Origin of the sequence: Streptomyces sp. LaBMicrA B280 (assembly GCF_049222185.1) — a bacterium.
GTDB lineage: Bacteria > Actinomycetota > Actinomycetes > Streptomycetales > Streptomycetaceae > Streptomyces > Streptomyces murinus.
Genome location: NZ_JBMJCT010000034.1, coordinates 22,873 through 43,184, shown reverse-complemented (window position 1 = coordinate 43,184; position 20,312 = coordinate 22,873). Strand labels below are relative to the sequence as shown.

The following is a 20,312-nucleotide window of genomic DNA, read 5'->3' as shown; positions in this document are numbered from 1 at the left end:
AACGTCGTCTCAGAACAGGCGGGCTCAGGGCTCACGCGCCGAGAAGCGCCGTCTCGGTGATCGCGTTGGTGCCGTCGACGTGGACCACGCGGGACTTGTGGTCGGCGACCTCGTCCGGGGTCAGCTGCGCGTAGCTGATGATGATGACCTTGTCGCCGGTCTCCACGAGGCGGGCGGCGGCACCGTTGACGATGACCTGGTTGGCGGCCGGCTCGCCGAGGATGGTGTACGTCTCGAATCGAGCGCCGTTGTTGATGTTGACGACGTGCACCAGCTCGTGGACGCCGATGCCGGCGGCGTCGAGCAGTTCCGGCGAGATGGTGATGGATCCGACGTAGTTCAGGTTGCTGTCGGTGACGGTGGCGCGGTGGATCTTCGCGTTCATGAAGGTGCGCAGCATGGCGGGTCTCCTCGGGGGGTTATGGGTTTCGTCCGTGCGGAAGTGGCTCGTGGGACTGCTCACCCGTGGATCACGGGGCGGCGGTGAGCGGGGCGGCCGGGACGGTCAGGCCGCGGAAGGGGTGCTCCGGTGCGACGGAGAGGTCGGCGAGCAGCGGGGCCTTGCCGACGGTGGAGGGACCGGCGAAGGCGGCGGAGATGTGCTCGGCGAGGTCCGGGGTGACGGGCCAGGCCAGGGTGCGCAGGGCCCACAGGAACCGCAGCGCGCCGGAGACGTCGCCCGCGTCGTCGAGCTGGATCCGGGCGCAGCGCAGCGCCAGCACCTCCAGGTGGAGGGCCACGGCCTCGGCCGCCCTGCGCACGCTGAAGTTCTCCAGCCGGTAGGCGTCTTCGAAGCGCCGCCGGGACGCCTGGAGGGCCGCGTCCCACCAGGGTGAGGGCGTGGCGTCGACCTGACGTCCGGCCAGGGCGCCGAGCCCGTCGGCGATCGTGGCGAGCGGGGTGTCGAAGCGTGCCGCGATCGTGTCGGCGGCGATGGGTTCGCTGAATTCCGCCCGCTGCAGCTCAGGGCTGGTCAGGGCGAGGACGAACCGCGCCCGGTCGCGGCCGACGGACTCCAGGTAGTCGCGCGCCCAGCGCACGTCTCCCTTGCTGGTGGAGAACTTGCGTCCCTCCAGCATGTAGTACTGGTTGGTGAGCGTGCGCGTCCTGGGCAGGTTCACCGGCATGCCGTGGCGGGCCGCGAGCAGCGCCAGGGTCACATAGACGAAGGCGTTGTAGAAGCCGTTGTCGATGCCGATGAACTGGACGAGTTCGTCGCACTGCGCCCCGGTGTCCAGGCGGGCCTGCTGCATCCAGTAGAGGTGTCCGACGTAGATCTCCGGCCAGGCGTTGATGGCCTGCGGCTGGATGCCGGGGCCGTCCCATTCCACCGTGATGCCCCAGGCGGTGGGGTAGGTGAGCGGGATGTAGGGAAGCCGCCCGGCGAGCGTGTCGGCCACGACCTTGGCCAGGTCGGGGCGCAGCTGCACATCGGTGGTCCGGTACCAGTTGGTGATCAAGGACCGGTGGCGTTCGAGGTCCAGGACCCAGATGGAGACGGTGCGCCGCGGCAGGGCCGAGGCCGTGTCGGACACCGGCAGCAGGGCGCCGGGCAGGTTGTAGAGGCCGCATGCCTCGCACACGCCGGCCCTGGCATGGGCCAGGCAGGTGGGGCAGAGCCCGGTGACGAACGCCTCGGCCTTGTACTCCCCGCTGTCGGGGTCGTAGGGCAGCTCCACCTCGCGCAGGTCGAACGCGCCGTGCTCCCACAGGCGGGTGAAGAAGGAGCGGACGAAGGCGGTGTAGTCGTCGTCGGGCCGTTCGAACAGGTCGACGTCGACACCGGCCAGCTCCAGCGACTTCGTCACGCTGTCCAGAGCGTCCTGGATGAGCGCCTCCGGCGTGACCCCGAGCCGTTCCGCGGTGGTGACGACATAGGTCTGGTTGTCGTCGGTGCTGGTGGCGAAGGCGACATCGTGCCCGAGGACCTTCTGGGACCGGGCGCATACGTCACTGTTGAGGACGGGACCGGCGAGATGGCCCAGATGCAGGTCGCCGTTGGGGGTGGGGGGCGAGAAGGTGACGTTGACACGGCGCGGGGCGGGCGTCCCGGCGCCCGTGGAATCGGTCATCACGCGCCCTCACCCTGCCCGGTGGGCTGCAGCCAGTAGATGCTCACGAAGGTCAGCGGGTCGGCCTCGCTGGTGTTCGTGACCTTGTGGTCGGTGCCGTGCGGGATGTAGACGACGTCGCCCGGGGTGATCGGGCGCTCCTCGGTGCCGACGCGCAAGTGGCCCTGGCCGCTGATGAAGATGAAGGTCTCGTCGGTGGCGTGGCCGTGGGGCGTGCTGGACTCGGTCGGCCGGATCGAGCACAGGGTGCTGTTCCACGGCGGCGCGACGACCCCGGCCCAGGGGTAGAGCTCGCGGATGTCGCAGCCGTTCTTCCGGATCAGGGTGTCGTCAGCTTCGGTCTTCACGTGCACGGGGGAAGTCCCTTCGATGGATGCGTCGGGTCCGGCGCGGGCTAGCCGAGGGCGAGCAGGCGCTGGATGGTGCCGGGGTGAAAGGATTCGTCGGGGACGCCGAACGCCCCCTGGAAGGTGGCGAGCCGGGAGCCGGCCAGCACCGGATCGGTGGGCCACGCCTGGGCGTAGGCCCTGCGGCGGGCGGCGCCCTCGGGGGTGAAGGTCATGTTCATCGCGGTCCGGACCGCGCCCGAGATACGCAGGCGGCGCATCCGCTCCTCGCGTTCGTCCATGTACGGCTTGAGGATCTGCGGGGACCAGGTGCCGCTGGAGCGCAGCGCCTCCCACACCAGGCGCGCGTCCCGGAGCGCGATGGACAGACCCTGGCCGACCACGGGATCGGTCCAGCCGGCCGCGTCGCCGATCAGTACCGCGCCGGGGACGACGGGTCCGTCCGTCCAGGCGTCGTTCATCGGATAGAAGGCGCAGGACTCCGACGGGGTGGCCGTGGCGAACATCTCGCTGTGCGGGATGCAGTCGAGCTGGAAGGCCCGGAGGAAGTCGGCCTGGCGGGTCGGTCCGGCGAAACGGCCCTTCTGCGCGGCATCGTGCAGCAGATACAGCCGGGCCTTGGCGCCCGCGCGCGGGAAGACGAAGTAGAGCAGATCCTTCTCGGTGCCGATCGAGGTGACGTTGGCGGGCCACTCGTGGAGGTCTTCCACGAGCATGCCGCCGCCCAGCGAGTTCGGCGGGGTCTGGGTCAAGGAGATGCCGAGTTGGCGCCGCACCGTGGAGGTGCGTCCGTCCGCTCCCACGACGAGGCGGCAGGGGACCTCGTACTCGATGTCGTTGTACTCGTAGCGCACGCTCGGGTGCGGACCACCGGTCACCGTGACATCGCCGATTCCCCGTACGACCGTGGCCCCGGCCTCGGCGGCGGCGGAGGCGAGCGCCTCACATGCCTCGGGGTGGCCGACGTCGAGCACGCCGCGGATGCCGGGGAGCATCTCGTCCAGGTGGAGGGCGTTGGCCCGGGCGGTCTCGGGGTCGACGATCTCGTCGAATCCGATGAAGCGGTCGATATAGGTGCCTCCGGCGTCGAGCAACTGCCGCTCCAGGCCGAGGCGGAGGAGTTCGACCACGCCCCAGCAGTTGATGACCTCGCCGCGCACCTTGTCCCGGTAGACGGTCTGGCGTTCCAGGAGCAGTACGTCGTAGCCGTCCCCCGCCAGCGCCGCGGCCAGCGCGGATCCGGCTATACCTCCCCCGATCACCACTGCGTCCCTACGCTCAGCTGTCGCCATGAAGCCCTCCACAGAAGCCTTTTCAAGGCATTGCCGTATGGACCGCCCGGGAAATGGGCAGCCGGAATTCTGAGCTGGTCGAATCGATAGAGTTGCCGCAGGCCATAAACGCGGCAGGGCGATACAGGGAACTTCTCCGGGAATTCCTCGGCCCTCGCCCAGAGGAGCGGGGCGCGCGCCGGCGGCCTAGACGGCGGGCGCCGTCCCACGGTGGCCATGGGCGGAACCCGGCCGCTCCAACTCTCCGTGCGGACGCCGCCGATCACCGCCGGGCGGATCTTGGGGATCCATGGCGATCGTGGCCGCCTGCGCGGAGATCACACCGGCCCGTTCCGTCTCCACCACAGGTCGCCCCTTGAATGTGTGTCGGTTGCGTATTCCACGATCCGGGTCCGCGCCGGGGGCGGCAATGCCGACTCGCGAAAATCGTGACCCGATTCGCGCAAAGATGCGAATGACACCAACGCCGGAAACGGGCGTGCGGGGCCGGTCGATTTTCTGATCACTGAGCCCATTCAGCGTGGCCAGGGGCCGGGGGCGGCGCCGGGACCGGGTGACGGCGTCGGGGCTGGGTGACGGGGCCGGGGCCGGGGCCGGGTGACAGGGACCGGGGCCGGGTGACGGCGCCGGGGCCGGTGGGCGACGCCGGGGCCGGTGGGCGGCGCCGCCCCGGAGAGGCGACGCCGAAGACGCTCGTCCACCGGGCGCCCGCTTCCTCGGTGACACGGCGGCACGGCGGCGGTGGTCACGACGGCGGTGGTGGTGAGGAGCGGGCCGATCGGTCATGTCCGGCGCGGGCCGGGGGAGGCCCCGGGGGGATCCGCCTCACCGCGGGCCACGGGCGTGCGCCACGGGCCCGGTGAGGAGCGTCACCCGGTCCAGCGAGCTACGCGGCGAACCGGCCGCCTCATGAAGGCGTGCGGCCGGTGGGTCCGCAGATGCCTCGCTGGATGATGTTCCACATCTGTCTGATCTCCTCGACGGCGCCCGGTTCGCGCGGCTCCTCGTCGCCCTGCGCGGACCCCGCGCGCGCCCGGTACTCGGCGCCGAGGACCAGGGATCGGGACAAGGTGGCCAGATCCTCCGGGCGGACGGCCGCGTGCAGTTGCCCGTCACGGTAAGCCTGTCCGAAAAGATCCTGCACGGCGGCGATCCAGGACGTGGTCCAGGCAAGGTCCTGGTCCGGCCGCTCGCGGCTGAGCCGGGCCGCGGAGCGCACCGCCGGCTCCTCCTCCAGCAGCCGGGCCAGTTCGAGCGTCACGTCGATGGCCCGGTGCAGCGCGGGCGCCGGTCCCGCCGACAGGCCCTCCAGGGCGGCCCGGGTGATGGCCTGGCCCTGCACCTGCACGGCGGAGGCCAGTTCATCCTTGGTCGCGAAATGGAACGACAGAGCGCCCATGGTGATACCGGCGGCCCGGCAGACCCTGTTCAGCGCGGTGCCGTCATACCCGCGCCGATCGAACTCGGACGCCGCGGCACTCACCAGGGCTTGCCGGGTGCGTACCGCGCGCAACTGCCTTGTCATGCATGTCTCCCAACAGAGCGTCCCCCTCCGGAGGTAGCAGCGGGGTGGAGGGCCGCGCCTCGCGTACGGCACGCGCCGTGAACGCCGAACGCGCCGCCTCGCCCACCCCTGGCCCGGCCCGGCGGCGGAGCGCCACGCGGCCCTCCACAGGAGCGGGGTCCGCGTGCGACCTCCTCCCACAGGGCGCCGCCGAGGGGCCGATCTGGTTGCCCAGCGGTCGTGGCGGCCAGTGTGACTCCGCAGGTCAGCGTCTACAAGTCCGTCGATCACGGTTGACCGGTTCACACAGAGCCGACCCCTTTACTGCGGCACGATCCCCGGGGCCGACGGTTGGCTGATTCCTCTCGATAAAAAAATAGCAACTCCTATTATTCTTCCGATCGTCGACCCCTTGAGCCGCCCTCGGGAGCCCTCATGATCAATGTCATGTACGGCACAGGCCGCCTGTCCACCCTGGAAGCCGGGCAACGAGTTGCCGAATTCGCCGATCAACTCTTCGCACACCTGCCACGGGCGGACCAGCGCCGCTGGGCCGCGGCCTACCTGACGGGGCTCCTGGCCGTCTCGGGGCGGAAGTCCATGCGCAGCATGGCTGCCGCGATCACCGACTCCCCCACCGCCTCCCAGTCCTTGCACCGTTTCGTCAACGCCAGCCCCTGGGAGTGGGAGCCGGTCCGCGACGAGCTGAGGCGCTGGGTGAAGGCGCGGACGCGCCCCAAGGCGTGGACCGTCGGCATCGCCGTGGTCCCCAAGCGCGGGGACCAGTCGTGCGGGGTGCACCGCCGATTCGTCCCGGACCTGGGCCGCACCATCAACTGCCAGGTCGGCATGGGCCAGTTCCTGGCGACGGGCCGCGGCCAGGTCCCCGTCGACTGGCGGCTGCACCTGCCGAGCGAATGGAGCGAGGACCGGTTACGCAGCCGCACCCGCATTCCCGAGGCCGTCCAGCCGCTGCCGACCTGGGCGCACGTCCTCGACCTGGCCGACGCCATGGCCGCGGGCGGGTCCCCGGCACTGCCGCTCGTGGCCGACCTCCGCGACTGCAAGGAACCCGACCGGCTGCTCCACGGGCTGCGGCAGCGCGGGCACGATTTCGCCCTCACCGTTCCCGGCACCCTGCCGATACTGCCCTCCGCGGCGGCCCACCCCTCCGGCTCCTGCACGGACGCGTCCGTCTCACCGGTCAGCGCGCGCCAGTTCCTGGAGACCGAGGGCGAACTGCTGCGCTCGGTCATCGGGACGAGTCACCTTCGTCCGTCGCGTCCCACGCGTGTGGTCACCGGGCTGATACGGCTGCCCCGGGGCCCTCAACCGCAGCGCTTCTACCGGCTGTTCGCCGAAGTTCCCCGGGAGGGCGAGCGGCCCACCGCGGCATGGCTCACCACCCTGGTCCACCTGTCGATGGAGGAGCTCCTGGAGTTGGTCTCGCTGCCGGGCACCACCCCGCGGGCGCTGCGCCGGCTGGAAGGCAGTTTCGGGTTCCAGGACTTCGAGGGGCGGTCCTACCCCGGCTGGCACCGGCATGTGACGCTGGTGTCGGCGGCCTGCTGCTACCAGGAACTGTCGGACGTCGACCCGACCAGCCTCCCCGGTACCGTCTCCGCCGCGCCTCTGCTCCGCGCCCCGCGGCGGGCGGCGCGGCTCCGCGTCTGAACTCCGGCCGCTTCGCCCGTACGGACCCGTGGCGCAGGAGGGCGCGGAAGCCTCGCCACGGGACCACGGGACCACGGGACGATGGCGCGCCCGGCCAACTCGTCGTGCCCGCGCGGCAGGTGGCCCACCGGGCCCGCGCCGCACCGGCACCCCGCCCGCCGCCGTTCACACCGCGCTCCACCCTCCGTCCACAGCGATCGCCCCACCGGTGACGAAGGACGCCCGCTCACTGCACAGCCAGAGCGCGGCCTGCGCCACCTCAGCCGGGTCCGCCAGCCGCTTCTGCACCGCGCGCCTGGTCAACTCCCGCTCCACCTCAGGCGCTTCGGCCAGGTACGGCTCCAGCTGAGCCGTGCGGGTGGCGCCCACCATCAGCGCGTTCACCCGGATCCCGGCGGCCCCGTACTCGGCCGCGGCGGCCCGCGTGAGGCCGAGGACCGCGTGCTTGGCCGCGATGTAGGGGGCCGTGGCGCCCGTCGCCGAATGCCCGGCGACGCTGGAGGTGTTGACGATCGTGCCGCCGCCCTGACCCAGCATGACCGGGATCTGCCGGCGCATGCAGTTCCACACGCCCCGCACGTTGACGTCCATCACCGTGTCGTAGGCGTCCTCGTCGAGTTCGTGGAGGGCGCCACCGAACGTCCCCGACCCGGCGTTGTTGAAGGCGGCGTCCAACGCTCCGAACTCCTCGACCGCCCGGGTGACGGCAGCCTCCACGTCCGCGGGATCGCGCACATCCCCCGGCACGGCCACCGCCCGCCCCCGCCCGCCGCGGATCGCCTCGGCCAGTTCCTCGAGCCTGTCCTTGCGCCGGGCCATCAGTACGACGGCAGCGCCCTCTTCGGCGAAGAGCCTCGCGGCGGCGGCCCCGATGCCGCTGGACGCTCCCGTGATCATGACCGTTCGACCCTGTAACGCTCGCGATACATGCGGCATGGGCAGATTCAACGCCATCCATGACGGACACGGGAGTCTTTAGGGGGTGATCAAGCCTGATTCCCGTCAATCATCGGAGAATCGCCGTCACGCGGCCGCAGTGTCTCCATGACACGGCCCGCGCACTCCTCGGTGGCGATCAGTGGCAGCAGGAGGGACCACATCTGCCGTATACGGTCCGGAAGGTCCCGCCGCCCGCTGTCGAGCTGGGAGTTCATCTGCGCCCCCGTGCTGGCGTTGACCATCAGCTGCGCCAGGGGCAGCACGTCCACCTCCGGCCGCAACTCGCCGATCTCGTGGGCCTCGTGAAGGAACGGAAGGATCACTCCCGCCCACTGGCGGTAGGAATCGCCCTCCTCGCTGCGGACGAAGTACTCCTGGTCCATCACCAGTCGGGCGCCCGCCAGCAGTAAAGGGTCCTGCGTGAGCCGCGTCGCCCAGGCCAGGGTGATGTCGACAGCGCCCTGGAGACCGGCCGCCGCCGGTGACATCACCAGCTCCGGCTGGGCCCGGACTATCTCGCGGGCGAGGTGCTCCTTCGATTCGAAGTGGAAGTAGAGCGCCCCCAGCGTGAGGTTCGCCCTGCGAGTGATCTTGCTGACGCTCGCCCCTGCGAAGCCCAGTTCGGCGAAGACCTCGGCGCCTGCCCGCAGGATGGCCGCCCGCGTCCGGGCACTTCGTTCTTGTTGAGCCATAGACCTGTCCTCGTACTCTCTCGACAAATAAATATAGTCATCATTATGTTGGTCACAGAGCCCCTTGCACCACTGCCTATGGCACATGCCGCCGCCTGACTCGCGTTGTTCCAGGGGGAACACCATGAACGTGACAACTGGCTCGATCACGACCCTCAAAGGCGTCCAGCACGTCTCTGCGACCCTCACCCGCAAAACCGTACCCGGCCAGGTGTTCTTGTCGGGATGGCGCAGCCACGATGACGGGATCTCACACACCGTCATCGCCCACTGGCCCACGCGCCACCCCCTCTACGCGTCGCACGTGGATCGCTACAACCCCCTCCTCCTCTCCGAGACGATCAGACAGTCCCTCGCCCTGTTGTCCCACGTCGCCCACGAGGTCCCGCTGGACTTCCGCCTGGGGTGGGAGTCCTACGACAGTTCCATCGTCCCGGCGGCGTTGAGCACCCGGACGCCGCCGAGCGACGTACGCCTGACGATCACTCACACCAAGGTGACCCGCCGTCGGCTCGGCTCCACCCACCTCGCCGCCCAGATCACGGCCGTGCGCGACGAGGAACCCCTCGGCATCGCCCGGGTCCGCTACATCGCCCACCCCCCGGCGATCTACAGCAGGCTCCGCGGCGAGTACGCGGACGCCCAGGCCGCCACCGCACGCGCCCTGCCCCTGGGCCCCGCCCTCGACGAAGCCGTCCGCGGCGGCGCGACCTCGCTGGAGAACGCCCTCCTGAGCCCGCTCGGGGAGCCGAACCGCTGGCAGCTGCGGGTGGATACCGCCAACCGCTCCTTCTTCGACCACGCCCACGACCACATACCCGGGCTGCTCCTCCTGGAGGCCGCCGCCCAAGCGGTCCACGCCATGTCCGGCACCACCCAGATCGCCCCCATGGAGTTCGACGCGAGGTTCGTCCGGTACGTCGAACTGGACGCCCCCTGCTGGATCGAGGCCACCCCCCTGCGCCGCAACAGGAACGGCATGGTCAGCACGGACGTCACCGGGGAGCAGAACGGCAGACACGTCTTCTCCATACATGTCACCGCCGGCGAACCCACCTGAAGCCGAGGCGGGTGACGCCTAGGGCCCTCCGCGGCAAGAAGAAAGGCCCAGGTCAGATGCGATCTGTCCTGGGCCTTGCCTGAGCCGCTTCCGGGCCAGGCTCAGCCCACTGGCCGGTGGGCACCCTCATGTCCCTCGGAACCGCGCGCCTTGGTCCGAGGAAGCCCCACGGCAGCGAGGCAATCACGGTAAGAGGGCAGCATCCCGGCTCGCCCGGCCTGTTCGAGGGGTGGAGCTGCGGCGTCTTTGGCAGACAGGACGGGCGTGATCCCAGCGGGCCACTCGATGCCCAGTGCGGGATCAAGCGGGTGGATCGCATGCTCGCGGCGGGGTGCGTACTCGCTGGAGGCCAGGTAGACCACGGTGGTGTTCTCGGCGAGTGCGAGGAAAGCGTGACCGAGTCCCACCGACAGGTACAGCGCCTGCCTGCGCTGGTCGTCGAGCCGGACGGCTTCCCAGTGACCGAAAGTGGGGGATCCGGTGCGCAGATCGACAACGACGTCGTAAACCGCGCCGTGGACGCAGGTGACGTACTTCGCCTGCCCTGGCGGCACGTCGGCATAGTGGATGCCACGGAGCGCGCCCCGCTGTGAGACCGAGCAATTGGCCTGGGCAAGGGGGAAGGCCGCTCCCGTGGCCTCGGTGAACTCGGAGTTCCGGAACCACTCGTGGAAGCTGCCGCGGCTGTCTCGGTGCAGCGTCGGCTCCAGGAGCCAGGCGCCCTTGATGTTCAGCTGGCGCACAGAGCACTCCCGAAGGCGGGAGAGGCGGTGACAGCGGGCAGCGCCTCTCGGAGAGCGCCGCGCCACTCCGGCAGCGGGCTCATGCCTTCGAGGGCCCAGCGCCGGTGACCGAGGACGCTCCAGGCCGGCCGGACCGCGGCGCACCCGAGATCCGCGCCGCGGACGGGGCTGACGAGAGCGGGGTCACGGCCCAGAAGGCGGTAGATCTCGCGGGCGAGTTCGTAACGGCTGGTGCTGCCCGACGCGGTGGCGTGGTGGATGCCGGGCCGGGCCGGACCGCTCCCCAGGACAAGGAGCCGCTCCGCGACGTCCCGGGTCCAGGTGGGCTGACCGTACTGGTCGGTGACCACCTTCACGGTCGCGTCGCTCAGGGCGCGCGCGGCCATGGTGCTCACGAAGCTCCGGCCATGCGCCCCGTAGAGCCAGGCCGTCCTGACGACGACGCCGTTGTCCGGGAGTGCCGTCAGCACACCGCGTTCGCCGGCCAGCTTGCCGCGCCCGTAGGCGGTGCGCGGGTCGGGCACGGCGTCCTCGTCGTAGGGAAGCCCCTCGGCGTCGAGGCCGCTGAAGACGTAGTCCGTGGACACGTGCAGGAGCCGGGCGCCAGTGCGGGCGCAGCCGGCCGCCAGCCGGGACACGGCGAGCCCGTTGACGTCCAGTGCCGCGTCCTCGTGCTCCTCGGCTCCGTCGACGTCGGTCCAGGAGGCACAGTTGGCGACGACGGACGGGCGCAGTTCGGCGAGCGCATCATCGACCGCGCGAGCATCGGTGAGGTCCAGTTCCTCACGGGTGAGCGCCGTAGTCGTGTCGGTGGGGAGCAGGGCGGTCAGCTCGCGAGCCAGTCGGCCGCCGGCTCCGGTGACGAGCCAGCCGGTCATACCCGTGCTCCTGCCGGCGACCCCCACCACGCGGGGTTGGCCCGGTACCAGGTGATGGTCTCGTCCAAGCCCTCCTCGAAGGAGCGGCGCGGCGCGTATCCCAGTTCCCTGCGCAGCTTGGACCAGTCGACGCTGTAGCGCTCGTCGTGGCCTTTCCGGTCGGGCACGTGCTCGACGCGGTCCCAGTCCGCGCCGCAGGCACCCAGCAGCCGCTGAGTGAGCTGTTTGTTGGTGAGTTCGGTGCCGCCGCCGACGTGATAGATCTCGCCGGGCCGCCCGCCACGCAGGACCAGCCGCAGAGCCCGGCAGTGGTCTTCGACGTGCAGCCAGTCCCTGACCTGGTAGCCGTCGCCGTAGAGCGGCACGGTGCCTCCCGACATCAGGCTGGTGAGGAATCGGGGGATCAGCTTCTCGGGGTGCTGGCGGGGCCCGTAGTTGTTGGAGCAGCGGGTGATCCGCACGTCCAGGCCATGGGTGCGGTGGTAGGCCAGCGCGAGCAGGTCCGAGGAAGCCTTGGAGGCGGAGTACGGGGAGCTGGGACGGAGGGGCTGCTCCTCGGTCCAGGAACCGGTGGCCGTGGAGCCGTACACCTCGTCCGTGGAGACGTGCAGGAAGGTGCTGACGCCGGCGCGCAGGGCCGCCTCCAGGAGGGTCTGGGTTCCCAATACGTTGGTGGAGACGAAGTCACCCCCCGCCGCGATGGAGCGGTCGACGTGTGATTCGGCAGCGCAGTGGACGACGACGTCGTGACCGGGCAGCAGCGCCTCGACGAGTCGCGCGTCCCGTATGTCCCCGTGCACGAAGCGCAGCCGTGAGTCGTCTTCGACCGCGCACAGGTTGGCCCGGTTGCCCGCGTACGTGAGCGCGTCAAGGACGGTGACGGACGACACGCGGGATTTCTCGGACGGCCGCGACGACGGGGGCGGGCGCAGCACCGACTGTACGAAGTGGGAGCCGATGAATCCGGCGCCTCCGGTGACGAGGAGCTTCATGCGTACATGCTTTCTCTCACTTGTTGATCCGGACCTCGCTGTGGTCCCCGAGGACGAGCCGATGTGCGTGTGCCCGTCGCTCCGCCCCTATGACCCGGACCGACCGCCCGATGAGGGAGCCTTCGACACGACCGGCGTCCTCGATCCGCGAGTCCCGCAGGACCACTGAATACTCCACCGCACTACCGCTGATCACACAGCCGTCGGCGACGGAGGTGGAGGGACCGATGTAGGAGTCGAGGATCAGGCAGTTCTCCCCGATGACCGCAGGCCCGACGATGCGTGATCGTTCCACCCGTGCTCCTGGCGCGATCCGGACGCGCCCGATGAGTTCACTGGTCTCGTCGACCGATCCCGCCACGCAGGGCTCAATGCCTTCGAGCACGGACCGGTTGACCTCCAGCATGTCCGCGACGTTGCCCGTGTCTTTCCAGTAGCCCGTGATGACGGTGGAACGCACCGTGCGATCCGAGTCGATCAGCTTCTGGATCGCGTCGGTGATCTCCCATTCCCCGCGGGCTGAGGGCTCAAGAGTGGCGACGACTTCGTGGATGGCTGCCGAGAAGAGGTAGATGCCGACCAGGGCGAGATCGCTGCGCGGATGGCGCGGTTTCTCCTCCAGGGCGACGACCTGCCCGTCGGGGCCGAGTTCCGCGACTCCGAACAGCGAGGGGTCCTTGACCCGGGTGAGCATGATCCGTGCGTCGGGCCGCTCGGCGCGGAACTCCTCGACGAGCGCGGTGATACCGCCGACGATGAAGTTGTCGCCGAGGTACATCACGAAGTCTTCGTCGCCGAGCCAGTCGCGGGCGGTGAACACGGCGTGCGCGAGTCCGAGCGGGCGCTCCTGAGGAAGGTACGTGATACGCGCTCCGAAGCGCGCGCCGTCGCCCAGAGCGGCCTTGATCTCCTCGGCCGTCTCTCCTACGACGACTCCGATCTCGGTGATGCCCGCCGCGACGATCGCTTCGATGCCGTAGAAGAGAACGGGCTTGTTGGCCACCGGTACGAGCTGCTTGGCCGCGGTGTGCGTGATCGGCCGCAGCCTGCTTCCCGTTCCGCCTGCCAGGACGAGAGCCTTCACCGGGCGCACTCCGCGGCGATCTCGGCAATCAGGTCCAACTGCCTGCGCTGGACGCGCCGCACGAGTTCCTCGACGCGGCGGGCGTGTTCGGCGGTGGGGCACCACAAGGGCTGAGCCAGTACGAAGCGCCCTTGTCCGGGTACGACGACGAGATCGGGCCAGAGCGGGCCGGGTTTCCCGGCCGCTCGCGCGATCTCCGCGCTCAGGTCCCCCTGCCAACCGAGCGGTGCGGAGAACTGCTCCGTGGCCTGCATCCGCTCGTACCAGGCGATGGTGTCGGCGGCGTAGGCTTCGCGGAACGCGGCTTCGTGGCGTTCGTGCCGAAGCTCTCCGAGCGCCGCGCGGGCGTGGCGCGGGTCGTCGAACACAGCGAGCGGCAGGCGGTGCCTGCGCACCGTGCGGTACCGGCGGGTGCCGCTGTCGTCGAGGAGGAGCGCGCTGCGGTCACGCACGGTGCAAAAGCGCATGCTGTCGTCCGCCATGCGCAGCCACAGGTCCCAGTCCTCCAGGCCGTCTCCCGGACGCCAGCCGCCGACCCGGTCGGCGAGCGGGCGGCGGTGCGCCACCCTTGAGGGCTCGAACATCGCGCCGAGCACCTGGATCTCCGGGTGCCAGCAGAGGTCGAGGACATCGGAGCGGGAGGTGACACGTTCGGACATGTCCCTGCGTTCGAAGCCGGTCGCCACCAGATCTGCCCCGGTGCCGAAGACGGACAGCAGGAGCTGAAGGTGCTCCTCGCGCCAGCGGTCGTCGTGGTCGAGATAGGCGACGAACTCGCCGCGTGCTTCGGCCAGCCCGATGTTGCGGGGGCCACTGGGATGGCCGTGCCGCTCGGCGCGTATCAGCCGGATCCGCGCGTCTTCGTCTGCGGCCCGGCGTACCCAGTCGTCCGTGTCGTCGGTGCTGCCGTCCGAGACGACGAGCAGCTCCCAGTCGGTGACGGCCTGAGCCCGTACCGAGTCGAGCGTGCTGGTGATCGCCCGGGAGCGGTTGTAGGTGGGGCAGATCACCGAGATGCGGGGGGCGGACGGGGTCTTCGTCATCGCTCGGCCCTCGGCCGGCCACCGGGCCGGGGCGTCAGGAAGGGCAGTCCGAGGTCCTTGCCGCCCAGGACGGCGTCGACCGCGAAGAGCACTCCCGCCGCGCCGGTGGCGAGGTCCGTCGACAACCGCAGGCACTGGTCGCCGAGGAACGCGAGGTTGTCGGCATGCGGGATGGCGTGCCAGCCGAAGGCCGCCAGGTGCTGTCGCAGGGTGTCGTCCTGCCCGGCGGACCCGCGCAGCTGGTGGTGGGAAAGTACGGCACCGGCGCGACCGGTGAACAGTCCCGCGTGGGCGAAGAAACGCGGGGCGGTCGTCTCCCGCAGGTCGTCGAAAGCCTTCCCCAGCTCCGGATCCGGAGCGTGCGCGAGCAGTTCGTGAAGGATCAGCGCCGTCCCCGCACCGCCGGTCAGGACGGGCGTACGCCACGGAGCGTCCTGCGCTGCGGACTGCCCCGAGACCCAGCCGCTGTGGGCAAGGTCGTGCCTGAGCGCGTCGACGGCCTGGTCCAGGTGCTTTTGGTCCTGTGTCTGTTCGTACAGGCGCAGCAGGAACAGCGCGCTGCCCGAGCCGCCGTGCATCAGGCCCGGCCGCCGCCGTGGCCCCGAGGCGTGCGCTGCCTGGCCGGTGACGCGATCGGCGAGGCGAACGGCGCGCTCCAGGAGTGGGCTCTCGCCATGGCGGCGGGCGAAGTGCAGGAGGGTGAGCCCGATCCCGGCCCTGCCGCTGAAGAGGCTGTGGTCGACATCCTCGTCGGGCAGGTCCGCGACGCGGCCGAGGAGTTCCCGTGCCTCCTGGGTGCGGCCGAGCCGGTCGAGGGCGTAGGCGACACCGCTGAGGCCGTCGTAGAACCCCGGCCGTGGTTCTGTCACACGGCTGATGGAGTCTGTGAGCCAGTCGATGTGATCGTCAGAGACGGCGAGGCCGGCCTCGGCCAGTGCCCAGAGGACACCGGACGCGCCGAAGGCGAAGTTCGCCCCGCCTCCCTGGCCGTGGAACTGCTCGATGTCTCCGGGAAAGAGCCGGTCGTCGCGCTCGGGAGTCGCGGCGGCGACGATGCCCTCAGCGATGCCCGCGCGCAGCGCGGGCCAGTCCTCCTGCCCGGGGCCGGCCACGGGCCACAGTGGCTGCGGCGCGAAGGCGGGTTCGGCACGGTCACGGTGGGTCGCGGGGCTGAGGTCGCGCCGGACCTGTTCCGCGTAGTCCGCGGGAACCGGGAAGATTCCGGCGATCAGCTCGATGAACTGATCGACCTTGACCGGGCTCCAGGGCAACGCCTGCGTCAGCGGAAGGAAGACGCCAAGGCGCAGGCAGCCCAGGGCATAGCGGTCGATGTCTGGGCCGCTGCAGCCCGCCGGGGCCTGGAAGCCGGGTGCCGCCAGGGCCTGCTGAGCGGCGGAGCCGGACTCCCTGCTGGCCTCCAGGTCGATGAAGGCGATCGTTCCGTCGGGGCGTATGAGGACGTTGTTCGGGTGCAAGTCGCCGAAGACCACTTGCCGTTCGTGCAGTTCCTGGATGCCACGTTCGACCTGGCCGAGTACGGACCGCGCCCACTGCGTGTAGTCGGCGAGGTCGTCGGCGGTCGGCGTGCCCGGGACGAGGAGGGGATTGCGCTGCTGCATCTCGCGCGCCAGGGGCTGTCCCTCGACGAACTCGCGGGCCAGGAAGTAGTGCTCGCGCCCCTTGCGGAAGTCCAGCAGCGCGGGCATGCAGTCCAGCCCTTCGAGACGCTGAAGAGCCCAGTGCTCCCGGCGCAGGCGTTCCAGTGCGTCAGCGCCCTCGGCGTCCAGGCCGGCGAGCGGACGAGCCTCCTTCAGCAGCACGGTGTCGCCCGACCTGATGTCCGTGGCCTCGTAGACCCCTCCGCCGTTGGAGAAGTGCAGCGCCTTCGTGGGACGGAACGGGAAGTCGTCCAGGGTTCCGGCGTTACGCGCCGCCAGCGACTCTTCGAGGCAGGCGGGCAGGGTCACCCACGAGGGAGGGCGGAACCCGGGGCCGCGGACATCCGGCACCCACTTGCCGTCCGGGTCCTGGATGCAGTGCACGAGTCCACCCGACTCGGAGCGGACGAGGTGGGCCACGAATCCGCCGTAGCGCACGTACAGCGGGCCGGAGCGCCAGCGGAGGTCGCTGAGGACGTACGGGCCGGGTTCACCGTCGAGGAGTCCGCCGAGCTCGGTCAGGATCTCGGCCAGGTGCGCCTCGTCGAGCGGGTACACCGTGACGAACTTGCCGCTGCTGCCGCGATCGCCGTACTTGCTGTTGCGGCGCATCAGGACGCCGCTTCCGCGGAGGAACTTGAAGGTCACCTTGCGTGGCAGGCAGTACGCGCTGACCACCTCGATGATCCTCTCCGCGTTCCCGGGGGTCGCGGACACGTGGATCTTCCAGCCCTGGAAAGGGAGTTGAACGCCGGGGGGCGTGAGCACCACCCAGTCGTCGTTGGTGCTCCTGCGCCAGCCGTCCGGGAGAGGGGCGCTCGCGGCGGCGAAGTCCCCTTCCGAGGAAGCGGCGTCCGGCACGTCGTAGAAGGAGCCGCCGGGCTGGCAGAAGGTGAAGTACCGGAAGTCCATGCGTTTTTCCTTGCCGTTCTCTCGCTCGTCTACCAGCGCCAGGCCGGAGCGACGTACCTGGCGTACAGCCACGCCCCGACCGACCTGGTCCCGGCATCCACTTGGGCCACACCCACCCGGTCATCGGGGGCCTTGCTCGCCGTCAGCGGATAACTGACGGCGGGCGCGGGCAGCGCGTCAGTGCGCAGGGGCAGGAACACCGACAGGGGTGCGGTCGTGTCCGTGCCGTCGCCACCGGCGACGACGGCCTGGCCGGTTTCCGTTCGGGCGGCCACACCCGCCCGGTACAGGCGCACCGCGGTGTTCTCGCGAATCACCGATCGGTCGGCCGAAGGGGCGAGGACGAGCTCGACCCGCCCGCCGTCCCGCACGAGATAGCCGCCGCTGACGGAGTACGGCACCTTGACGAACGTGAGTGCCGCTCCGGCCACGGCCACGGCCAGCGTCACCACGGCGGCGATCCGCAGGGCACGGGCTCCCCCGGCCCTCGCCTCACGGACCAAGCGCACCAGACCGCGCACCAGGTGACAGGCGAGGTAGCCGATGCCGCACAGCACCAACGACGCGCCGAAGGCCCCGAGGCGCTGCAGCGAGTCCGCCCACAGCCGCATGGCCGTGGCGACCATGTAGAGGGGGAAGGCCATGCAGGCGAGGCCGAAGGGAATCGCCCACCGCTGAGGAAGCCGGCGTTCATGGCGTCCGCCGAACAGGATCCGGGCTGTGAAGCGCCGTGCGTCGTCCAGGGCGCGGTCCCGCAGGTGCGGGATGTCGAGATGGCTCATCAACGCGATGTAGCCGTCCAGCTTGACGAACGGAGTCAGGTTGAGCAGCCCGGAGATGTAGGTGACGACGGCGAAGACGATCAGGCCGTCCCGTACGTGCGCCTCGGCGAACAGCGAGGCCACGGCCGCCGCGCCGGCGATGACCACCTGGGTGGCGATCCCTGCCAGGGCCACCGCGACACGCTGCTGCCTGCGAGGGAGCCGCCAGCCGTCGGAGACGTCGCAGAAGAAGGCGGGCGACATGTAGAACAGCATGACGCCCATCCGCCCGGGGCGGCCGCCGTGGTGGCTGAGGACGGCGCCGTGACCGAACTCGTGGACCGCTGTGGTGGCGAGGACTCCGCCGACGACGGCCAGATACGTGGACAACGGCAGCGGTTGCCCCAAGGCCATCCTCACCCGGGGTGCCTGAGCGGCCAGCGCCAGCAGACCGCACAGCGCGAGCGCGACGGCCGCGGCCACCCCCGCTCGGCTCGTCAGGAGCCTGACGAGCGGCGAGAACCGGCGCAGCAGGCGCTCGGGTCTGAGCACGGTGAACTGCACGGTCAGGGGCGGGACGAACTTGACCCACCGACTGCGCTGCCTGACCCGCTCGCCATTGTCGAGCAGCCGACCTTCCGCGAGTTTGCCGACGGCGGTGCCGACCGCCTCCACGGTCCACGGCGGTCCCAGGATGTCTGCCAGGCCGGCGTGATCGCGTGTTCCGTTGACGGCGAGCGCCAGTCGAGCCAGGTCGGGCTGGACACGGAAGTACGTGTGCTGGCCGCGTTGGATGACCCAGGGGGCTCCTTCCTCGGCAGGCTCGTGCACCGACACGTCGGCAGCGAGCCTGGGCCGGGCCAGGAGCTCAGGGGCGATCTCGACCGGCGGCGCGGTCTTGGAGGACATGATGGTCGGCCTCACGTGATGTCGCGGGAGCGGAACAGCCTGTGCGCCGCGAACCCTGCCGCGCTCAGCCAGCCCGCTATGACCAGGAGGGCGATTCCGGGGGAGAGCAGATCGGTGTGCACATCGCGGTAGACCGCGCTCATGGCGATCGTGAGCAGGTACTTCGCGAGATCGGGTACCAGGCGTTGCAGGGCGGGGTCGAGGAGCAGGGTCAGGGCCATCAGCGCGCCGACGGCGCCGATCTGGTGCCGGATGATCCAGCCGATGAAGACACCCCACGGGGCGGCCAGCACATTGCAGGCGAACACGCCGAGGGCGATCAGCGAGGTCTCCGAGGTCCACTCAGGACCGCGGTCGTACCCGGCGAGCGTCACCCAGCTCGACACGGCCGCCAGCAGGACGGCGAGCAGCCCGGACAGAGCACCCGCGGCTGTGCCGACCAAGAGCTTCGCGGTGAACAGGCGACTTCTGCCGGTCAAGAGCACGGAGCGGCTGACGGACCCGGAGGCGTACTCCCGGGTCACCAGAAGCGCGCCGAACAGCGAGGCGAACAGGAAGGTCATCATCCACGAACGCACCACGTCGTCGGTGACGGCCGCGATGTCGGTCTGGCCTGTGCCGATCCTCTTGTCGCCCTCGGCCGCGTAACCGAAGCTCGTCAGCAGGGACATGAAGACGGCGACCGAGGCCAGCACGGCCCAGGCGCGGCCGGTCCATGCCTTCGTCCACTCGCCCCACAATGCCTCACGCATGCGTATTCCCTCCGCTGCCCGCTCCCGCCAACTCGAAGAAGCGGTCCTCCAGACGCTCCGTGCCGCTGGAGGTCAGGGCGCTGAGCTCGCCCGCATAGCGCAGGGTGCGCTGCAGGATCACCACGTCGTCCACGGTCTGCTCGACCTCAGCGAGCAGATGGCTGGAGAGCAGAACGGTGCGTCCCTCGGCGGCGAGGGAGCGCAGCAGTCCGCGCAGCCACCAAATGCCGTCCGGGTCCAGGCCGTTGACCGGCTCGTCGAGTACCAGCAGCTCGGGGTCGGCCAGCAGTGCCGTGGCCAGGGACAGCCGCTGTCTCATGCCGGTCGAGTAGCCCTTGACCTTGCGATCGGCGCTGTCGGTGAGGCCGGCCAGGTCGAGCACTTCGTCCACCCGGGCCCTGGACAGACCCAGCGTTCTGGCCCAGACCAGGAGATCGCGGCGGCCTGTGGTGCCCGGGGTGGGTCCGATCGCGTCCATGCTGACACCGACCCTTCGGGCGGCATGGGGCAGATCGCCGTAGGCGTGGCCGAGTACGGTCGCGCTCCCCGCGGTGGGTCGGGTCAGTCCGAGGAGCATCCGCAGCGACGTGGTCTTGCCGGCGCCATTGCGGCCGAGCAGGCCCACGACCCGTCCGGGCCGGACGGTGAAGGAGAGGTCCTCCACGGCCGAGACCGGCCCGAACCGTTTGCTGACGCCGTGGAACTCGATGACGGGAACCTCACTCACGACGGCTCCGTGCCACGGCGGCTCCGACACCGGCCATGGCGCCCGCCAGCGCGAGGACGAGTACGGCGGTGACGCCGATACGTACCCCTCCGGACAGGTTCATCGTGGCCATCACCACTCCCAGCGCGATCAGCGCACAGAGGCCGGCCATCGCCGAGGTGATGCCCAACTGGCTCCTACTGTTCATGCCTGCTCCTCATCCACCGCTTGGTGCTACTTTCTGTGTGGCGGCCGGGAGTCCGTGGTGACGGATGATGCCCGCCACCACAGACT

Annotated in this window: 19 protein-coding genes; 2 read left to right on the top strand and 17 right to left on the bottom strand. The window is 70.2% G+C overall.

The genetic code is table 11. The features are described from left to right. Positions 1-31: 31 nt before the first annotated feature. The 5 genes from panD to ACLF5H_RS26935 form a co-directional block, all read right to left on the bottom strand. Positions 32-400: an aspartate 1-decarboxylase gene (panD, locus tag ACLF5H_RS26955; protein WP_421678602.1), complete on the bottom strand. Its 369-nt coding sequence runs from the start codon at positions 398-400 to the stop codon at positions 32-34. Positions 401-470: 70 nt separating this feature from the next. Then, positions 471-2,072 carry a class I tRNA ligase family protein gene (locus ACLF5H_RS26950; RefSeq protein ID WP_421678601.1) on the bottom strand — a complete coding sequence of 534 codons (1,602 nt, stop codon included), beginning with the start codon at positions 2,070-2,072 and terminating at the stop codon, positions 471-473. Beyond that, positions 2,072-2,419, bottom strand: a complete 348-nt coding sequence (locus ACLF5H_RS26945; RefSeq protein WP_421678600.1) for a cupin domain-containing protein — start codon at positions 2,417-2,419, stop codon at positions 2,072-2,074. Before ACLF5H_RS26945 ends, ACLF5H_RS26950 begins: the two co-directional genes overlap by 1 nt. Positions 2,420-2,466: 47 nt before the next feature. Continuing rightward, positions 2,467-3,681, bottom strand: coding sequence for an FAD-dependent oxidoreductase (locus tag ACLF5H_RS26940; protein WP_421678599.1), 1,215 nt, complete (start codon positions 3,679-3,681; stop codon positions 2,467-2,469). A 937-nt stretch (positions 3,682-4,618) separates the two neighbouring features. Beyond that, positions 4,619-5,236: a TetR family transcriptional regulator gene (locus ACLF5H_RS26935; protein ID WP_421678598.1), complete on the bottom strand. Its 618-nt coding sequence runs from the start codon at positions 5,234-5,236 to the stop codon at positions 4,619-4,621. A 414-nt stretch (positions 5,237-5,650) separates the two neighbouring features. Here ACLF5H_RS26935 and ACLF5H_RS26930 point away from each other — a divergent pair, with 414 nt between their 5' ends. After that, positions 5,651-6,889, top strand: coding sequence for an IS701 family transposase (locus ACLF5H_RS26930; protein WP_421678597.1), 1,239 nt, complete (start codon positions 5,651-5,653; stop codon positions 6,887-6,889). Positions 6,890-7,054: 165 nt separating this feature from the next. On the opposite strand, the gene ACLF5H_RS26925 is transcribed toward ACLF5H_RS26930, so the two are convergent. Then, positions 7,055-7,786 carry an SDR family NAD(P)-dependent oxidoreductase gene (locus tag ACLF5H_RS26925; protein ID WP_421678596.1) on the bottom strand — a complete coding sequence of 244 codons (732 nt, stop codon included), beginning with the start codon at positions 7,784-7,786 and terminating at the stop codon, positions 7,055-7,057. Positions 7,787-7,875: 89 nt separating this feature from the next. After that, positions 7,876-8,520: a ScbR family autoregulator-binding transcription factor gene (locus ACLF5H_RS26920; protein WP_421678595.1), complete on the bottom strand. Its 645-nt coding sequence runs from the start codon at positions 8,518-8,520 to the stop codon at positions 7,876-7,878. 85 nt (positions 8,521-8,605) lie between these two features. On the opposite strand from ACLF5H_RS26920, the gene ACLF5H_RS26915 reads away from it, so the two are divergent. After that, entirely contained in the window at positions 8,606-9,580 is a 975-nt protein-coding gene (locus ACLF5H_RS26915; RefSeq protein ID WP_421678594.1) for a ScbA/BarX family gamma-butyrolactone biosynthesis protein, read from the top strand. 101 nt (positions 9,581-9,681) lie between these two features. On the opposite strand, the gene rfbC is transcribed toward ACLF5H_RS26915, so the two are convergent. Genes rfbC through ACLF5H_RS26865 form a run of 10 tightly spaced genes read right to left on the bottom strand, consistent with a single transcriptional unit; the run spans position 9,682 to position 20,226 of the window. Then, complete coding sequence (gene rfbC, locus ACLF5H_RS26910; RefSeq protein WP_421678593.1) at positions 9,682-10,323, bottom strand: dTDP-4-dehydrorhamnose 3,5-epimerase; 642 nt, start codon at positions 10,321-10,323, stop codon at positions 9,682-9,684. Then, a complete protein-coding gene (gene rfbD, locus ACLF5H_RS26905; RefSeq protein WP_421678592.1) occupies positions 10,311-11,201 on the bottom strand; it encodes a dTDP-4-dehydrorhamnose reductase in 891 nt (296 codons plus the stop codon). The genes rfbC and rfbD overlap by 13 nt, the downstream gene beginning before the upstream one ends. Then, complete coding sequence (rfbB, locus tag ACLF5H_RS26900; RefSeq protein ID WP_421678591.1) at positions 11,198-12,193, bottom strand: dTDP-glucose 4,6-dehydratase; 996 nt, start codon at positions 12,191-12,193, stop codon at positions 11,198-11,200. The genes rfbD and rfbB overlap by 4 nt, the downstream gene beginning before the upstream one ends. Before the next feature lie 16 nt (positions 12,194-12,209). Then, positions 12,210-13,277 carry a glucose-1-phosphate thymidylyltransferase gene (locus ACLF5H_RS26895; protein ID WP_421678590.1) on the bottom strand — a complete coding sequence of 356 codons (1,068 nt, stop codon included), beginning with the start codon at positions 13,275-13,277 and terminating at the stop codon, positions 12,210-12,212. Further along, entirely contained in the window at positions 13,274-14,320 is a 1,047-nt protein-coding gene (locus ACLF5H_RS26890) for a glycosyltransferase family 2 protein (protein WP_421678589.1), read from the bottom strand. The genes ACLF5H_RS26895 and ACLF5H_RS26890 overlap by 4 nt, the downstream gene beginning before the upstream one ends. Further along, positions 14,317-16,890 (bottom strand): class III lanthionine synthetase LanKC, encoded by a 2,574-nt coding sequence (gene lanKC, locus ACLF5H_RS26885; RefSeq protein ID WP_421678588.1) that lies wholly within the window; start codon positions 16,888-16,890, stop codon positions 14,317-14,319. The genes ACLF5H_RS26890 and lanKC overlap by 4 nt, the downstream gene beginning before the upstream one ends. A gap of 29 nt (positions 16,891-16,919) precedes the next feature. Then, positions 16,920-18,560 (bottom strand): daptide biosynthesis intramembrane metalloprotease, encoded by a 1,641-nt coding sequence (gene mpaP, locus ACLF5H_RS26880; protein WP_421678587.1) that lies wholly within the window; start codon positions 18,558-18,560, stop codon positions 16,920-16,922. An 11-nt stretch (positions 18,561-18,571) separates the two neighbouring features. After that, positions 18,572-19,312, bottom strand: a complete 741-nt coding sequence (locus tag ACLF5H_RS26875; RefSeq protein ID WP_421678586.1) for an ABC transporter permease — start codon at positions 19,310-19,312, stop codon at positions 18,572-18,574. Beyond that, the gene (locus tag ACLF5H_RS26870) at positions 19,305-20,039 is read right to left on the bottom strand and encodes an ABC transporter ATP-binding protein (protein ID WP_421678585.1); all 735 of its coding nucleotides are present in this window, start codon (positions 20,037-20,039) and stop codon (positions 19,305-19,307) included. Before ACLF5H_RS26870 ends, ACLF5H_RS26875 begins: the two co-directional genes overlap by 8 nt. Then, positions 20,032-20,226 (bottom strand): hypothetical protein, encoded by a 195-nt coding sequence (locus ACLF5H_RS26865; RefSeq protein WP_421678584.1) that lies wholly within the window; start codon positions 20,224-20,226, stop codon positions 20,032-20,034. The genes ACLF5H_RS26870 and ACLF5H_RS26865 overlap by 8 nt, the downstream gene beginning before the upstream one ends. Between the last annotated feature and the right edge of the window lie 86 nt (positions 20,227-20,312).

Bases quoted from the DNA above. Each gene is read 5' to 3' on its own strand.
- panD (WP_421678602.1), bottom strand. From the start codon at position 400: ATGCTGCGCACCTTCATGAACGCGAAGATCCACCGCGCCACCGTCACC.
- ACLF5H_RS26950 (WP_421678601.1), bottom strand. From the start codon at position 2,072: ATGACCGATTCCACGGGCGCCGGGACGCCCGCCCCGCGCCGTGTCAAC.
- ACLF5H_RS26935 (WP_421678598.1), bottom strand. From the start codon at position 5,236: ATGACAAGGCAGTTGCGCGCGGTACGCACCCGGCAAGCCCTGGTGAGT.
- ACLF5H_RS26930 (WP_421678597.1), top strand. From the start codon at position 5,651: ATGATCAATGTCATGTACGGCACAGGCCGCCTGTCCACCCTGGAAGCC.
- ACLF5H_RS26925 (WP_421678596.1), bottom strand. From the start codon at position 7,786: ATGATCACGGGAGCGTCCAGCGGCATCGGGGCCGCCGCCGCGAGGCTC.
- ACLF5H_RS26920 (WP_421678595.1), bottom strand. From the start codon at position 8,520: ATGGCTCAACAAGAACGAAGTGCCCGGACGCGGGCGGCCATCCTGCGG.
- ACLF5H_RS26915 (WP_421678594.1), top strand. From the start codon at position 8,606: ATGCCGCCGCCTGACTCGCGTTGTTCCAGGGGGAACACCATGAACGTG.
- rfbD (WP_421678592.1), bottom strand. From the start codon at position 11,201: ATGACCGGCTGGCTCGTCACCGGAGCCGGCGGCCGACTGGCTCGCGAG.
- rfbB (WP_421678591.1), bottom strand. From the start codon at position 12,193: ATGAAGCTCCTCGTCACCGGAGGCGCCGGATTCATCGGCTCCCACTTC.
- ACLF5H_RS26890 (WP_421678589.1), bottom strand. From the start codon at position 14,320: ATGACGAAGACCCCGTCCGCCCCCCGCATCTCGGTGATCTGCCCCACC.
- lanKC (WP_421678588.1), bottom strand. From the start codon at position 16,890: ATGGACTTCCGGTACTTCACCTTCTGCCAGCCCGGCGGCTCCTTCTAC.
- mpaP (WP_421678587.1), bottom strand. From the start codon at position 18,560: ATGTCCTCCAAGACCGCGCCGCCGGTCGAGATCGCCCCTGAGCTCCTG.
- ACLF5H_RS26875 (WP_421678586.1), bottom strand. From the start codon at position 19,312: ATGCGTGAGGCATTGTGGGGCGAGTGGACGAAGGCATGGACCGGCCGC.
- ACLF5H_RS26865 (WP_421678584.1), bottom strand. From the start codon at position 20,226: ATGAACAGTAGGAGCCAGTTGGGCATCACCTCGGCGATGGCCGGCCTC.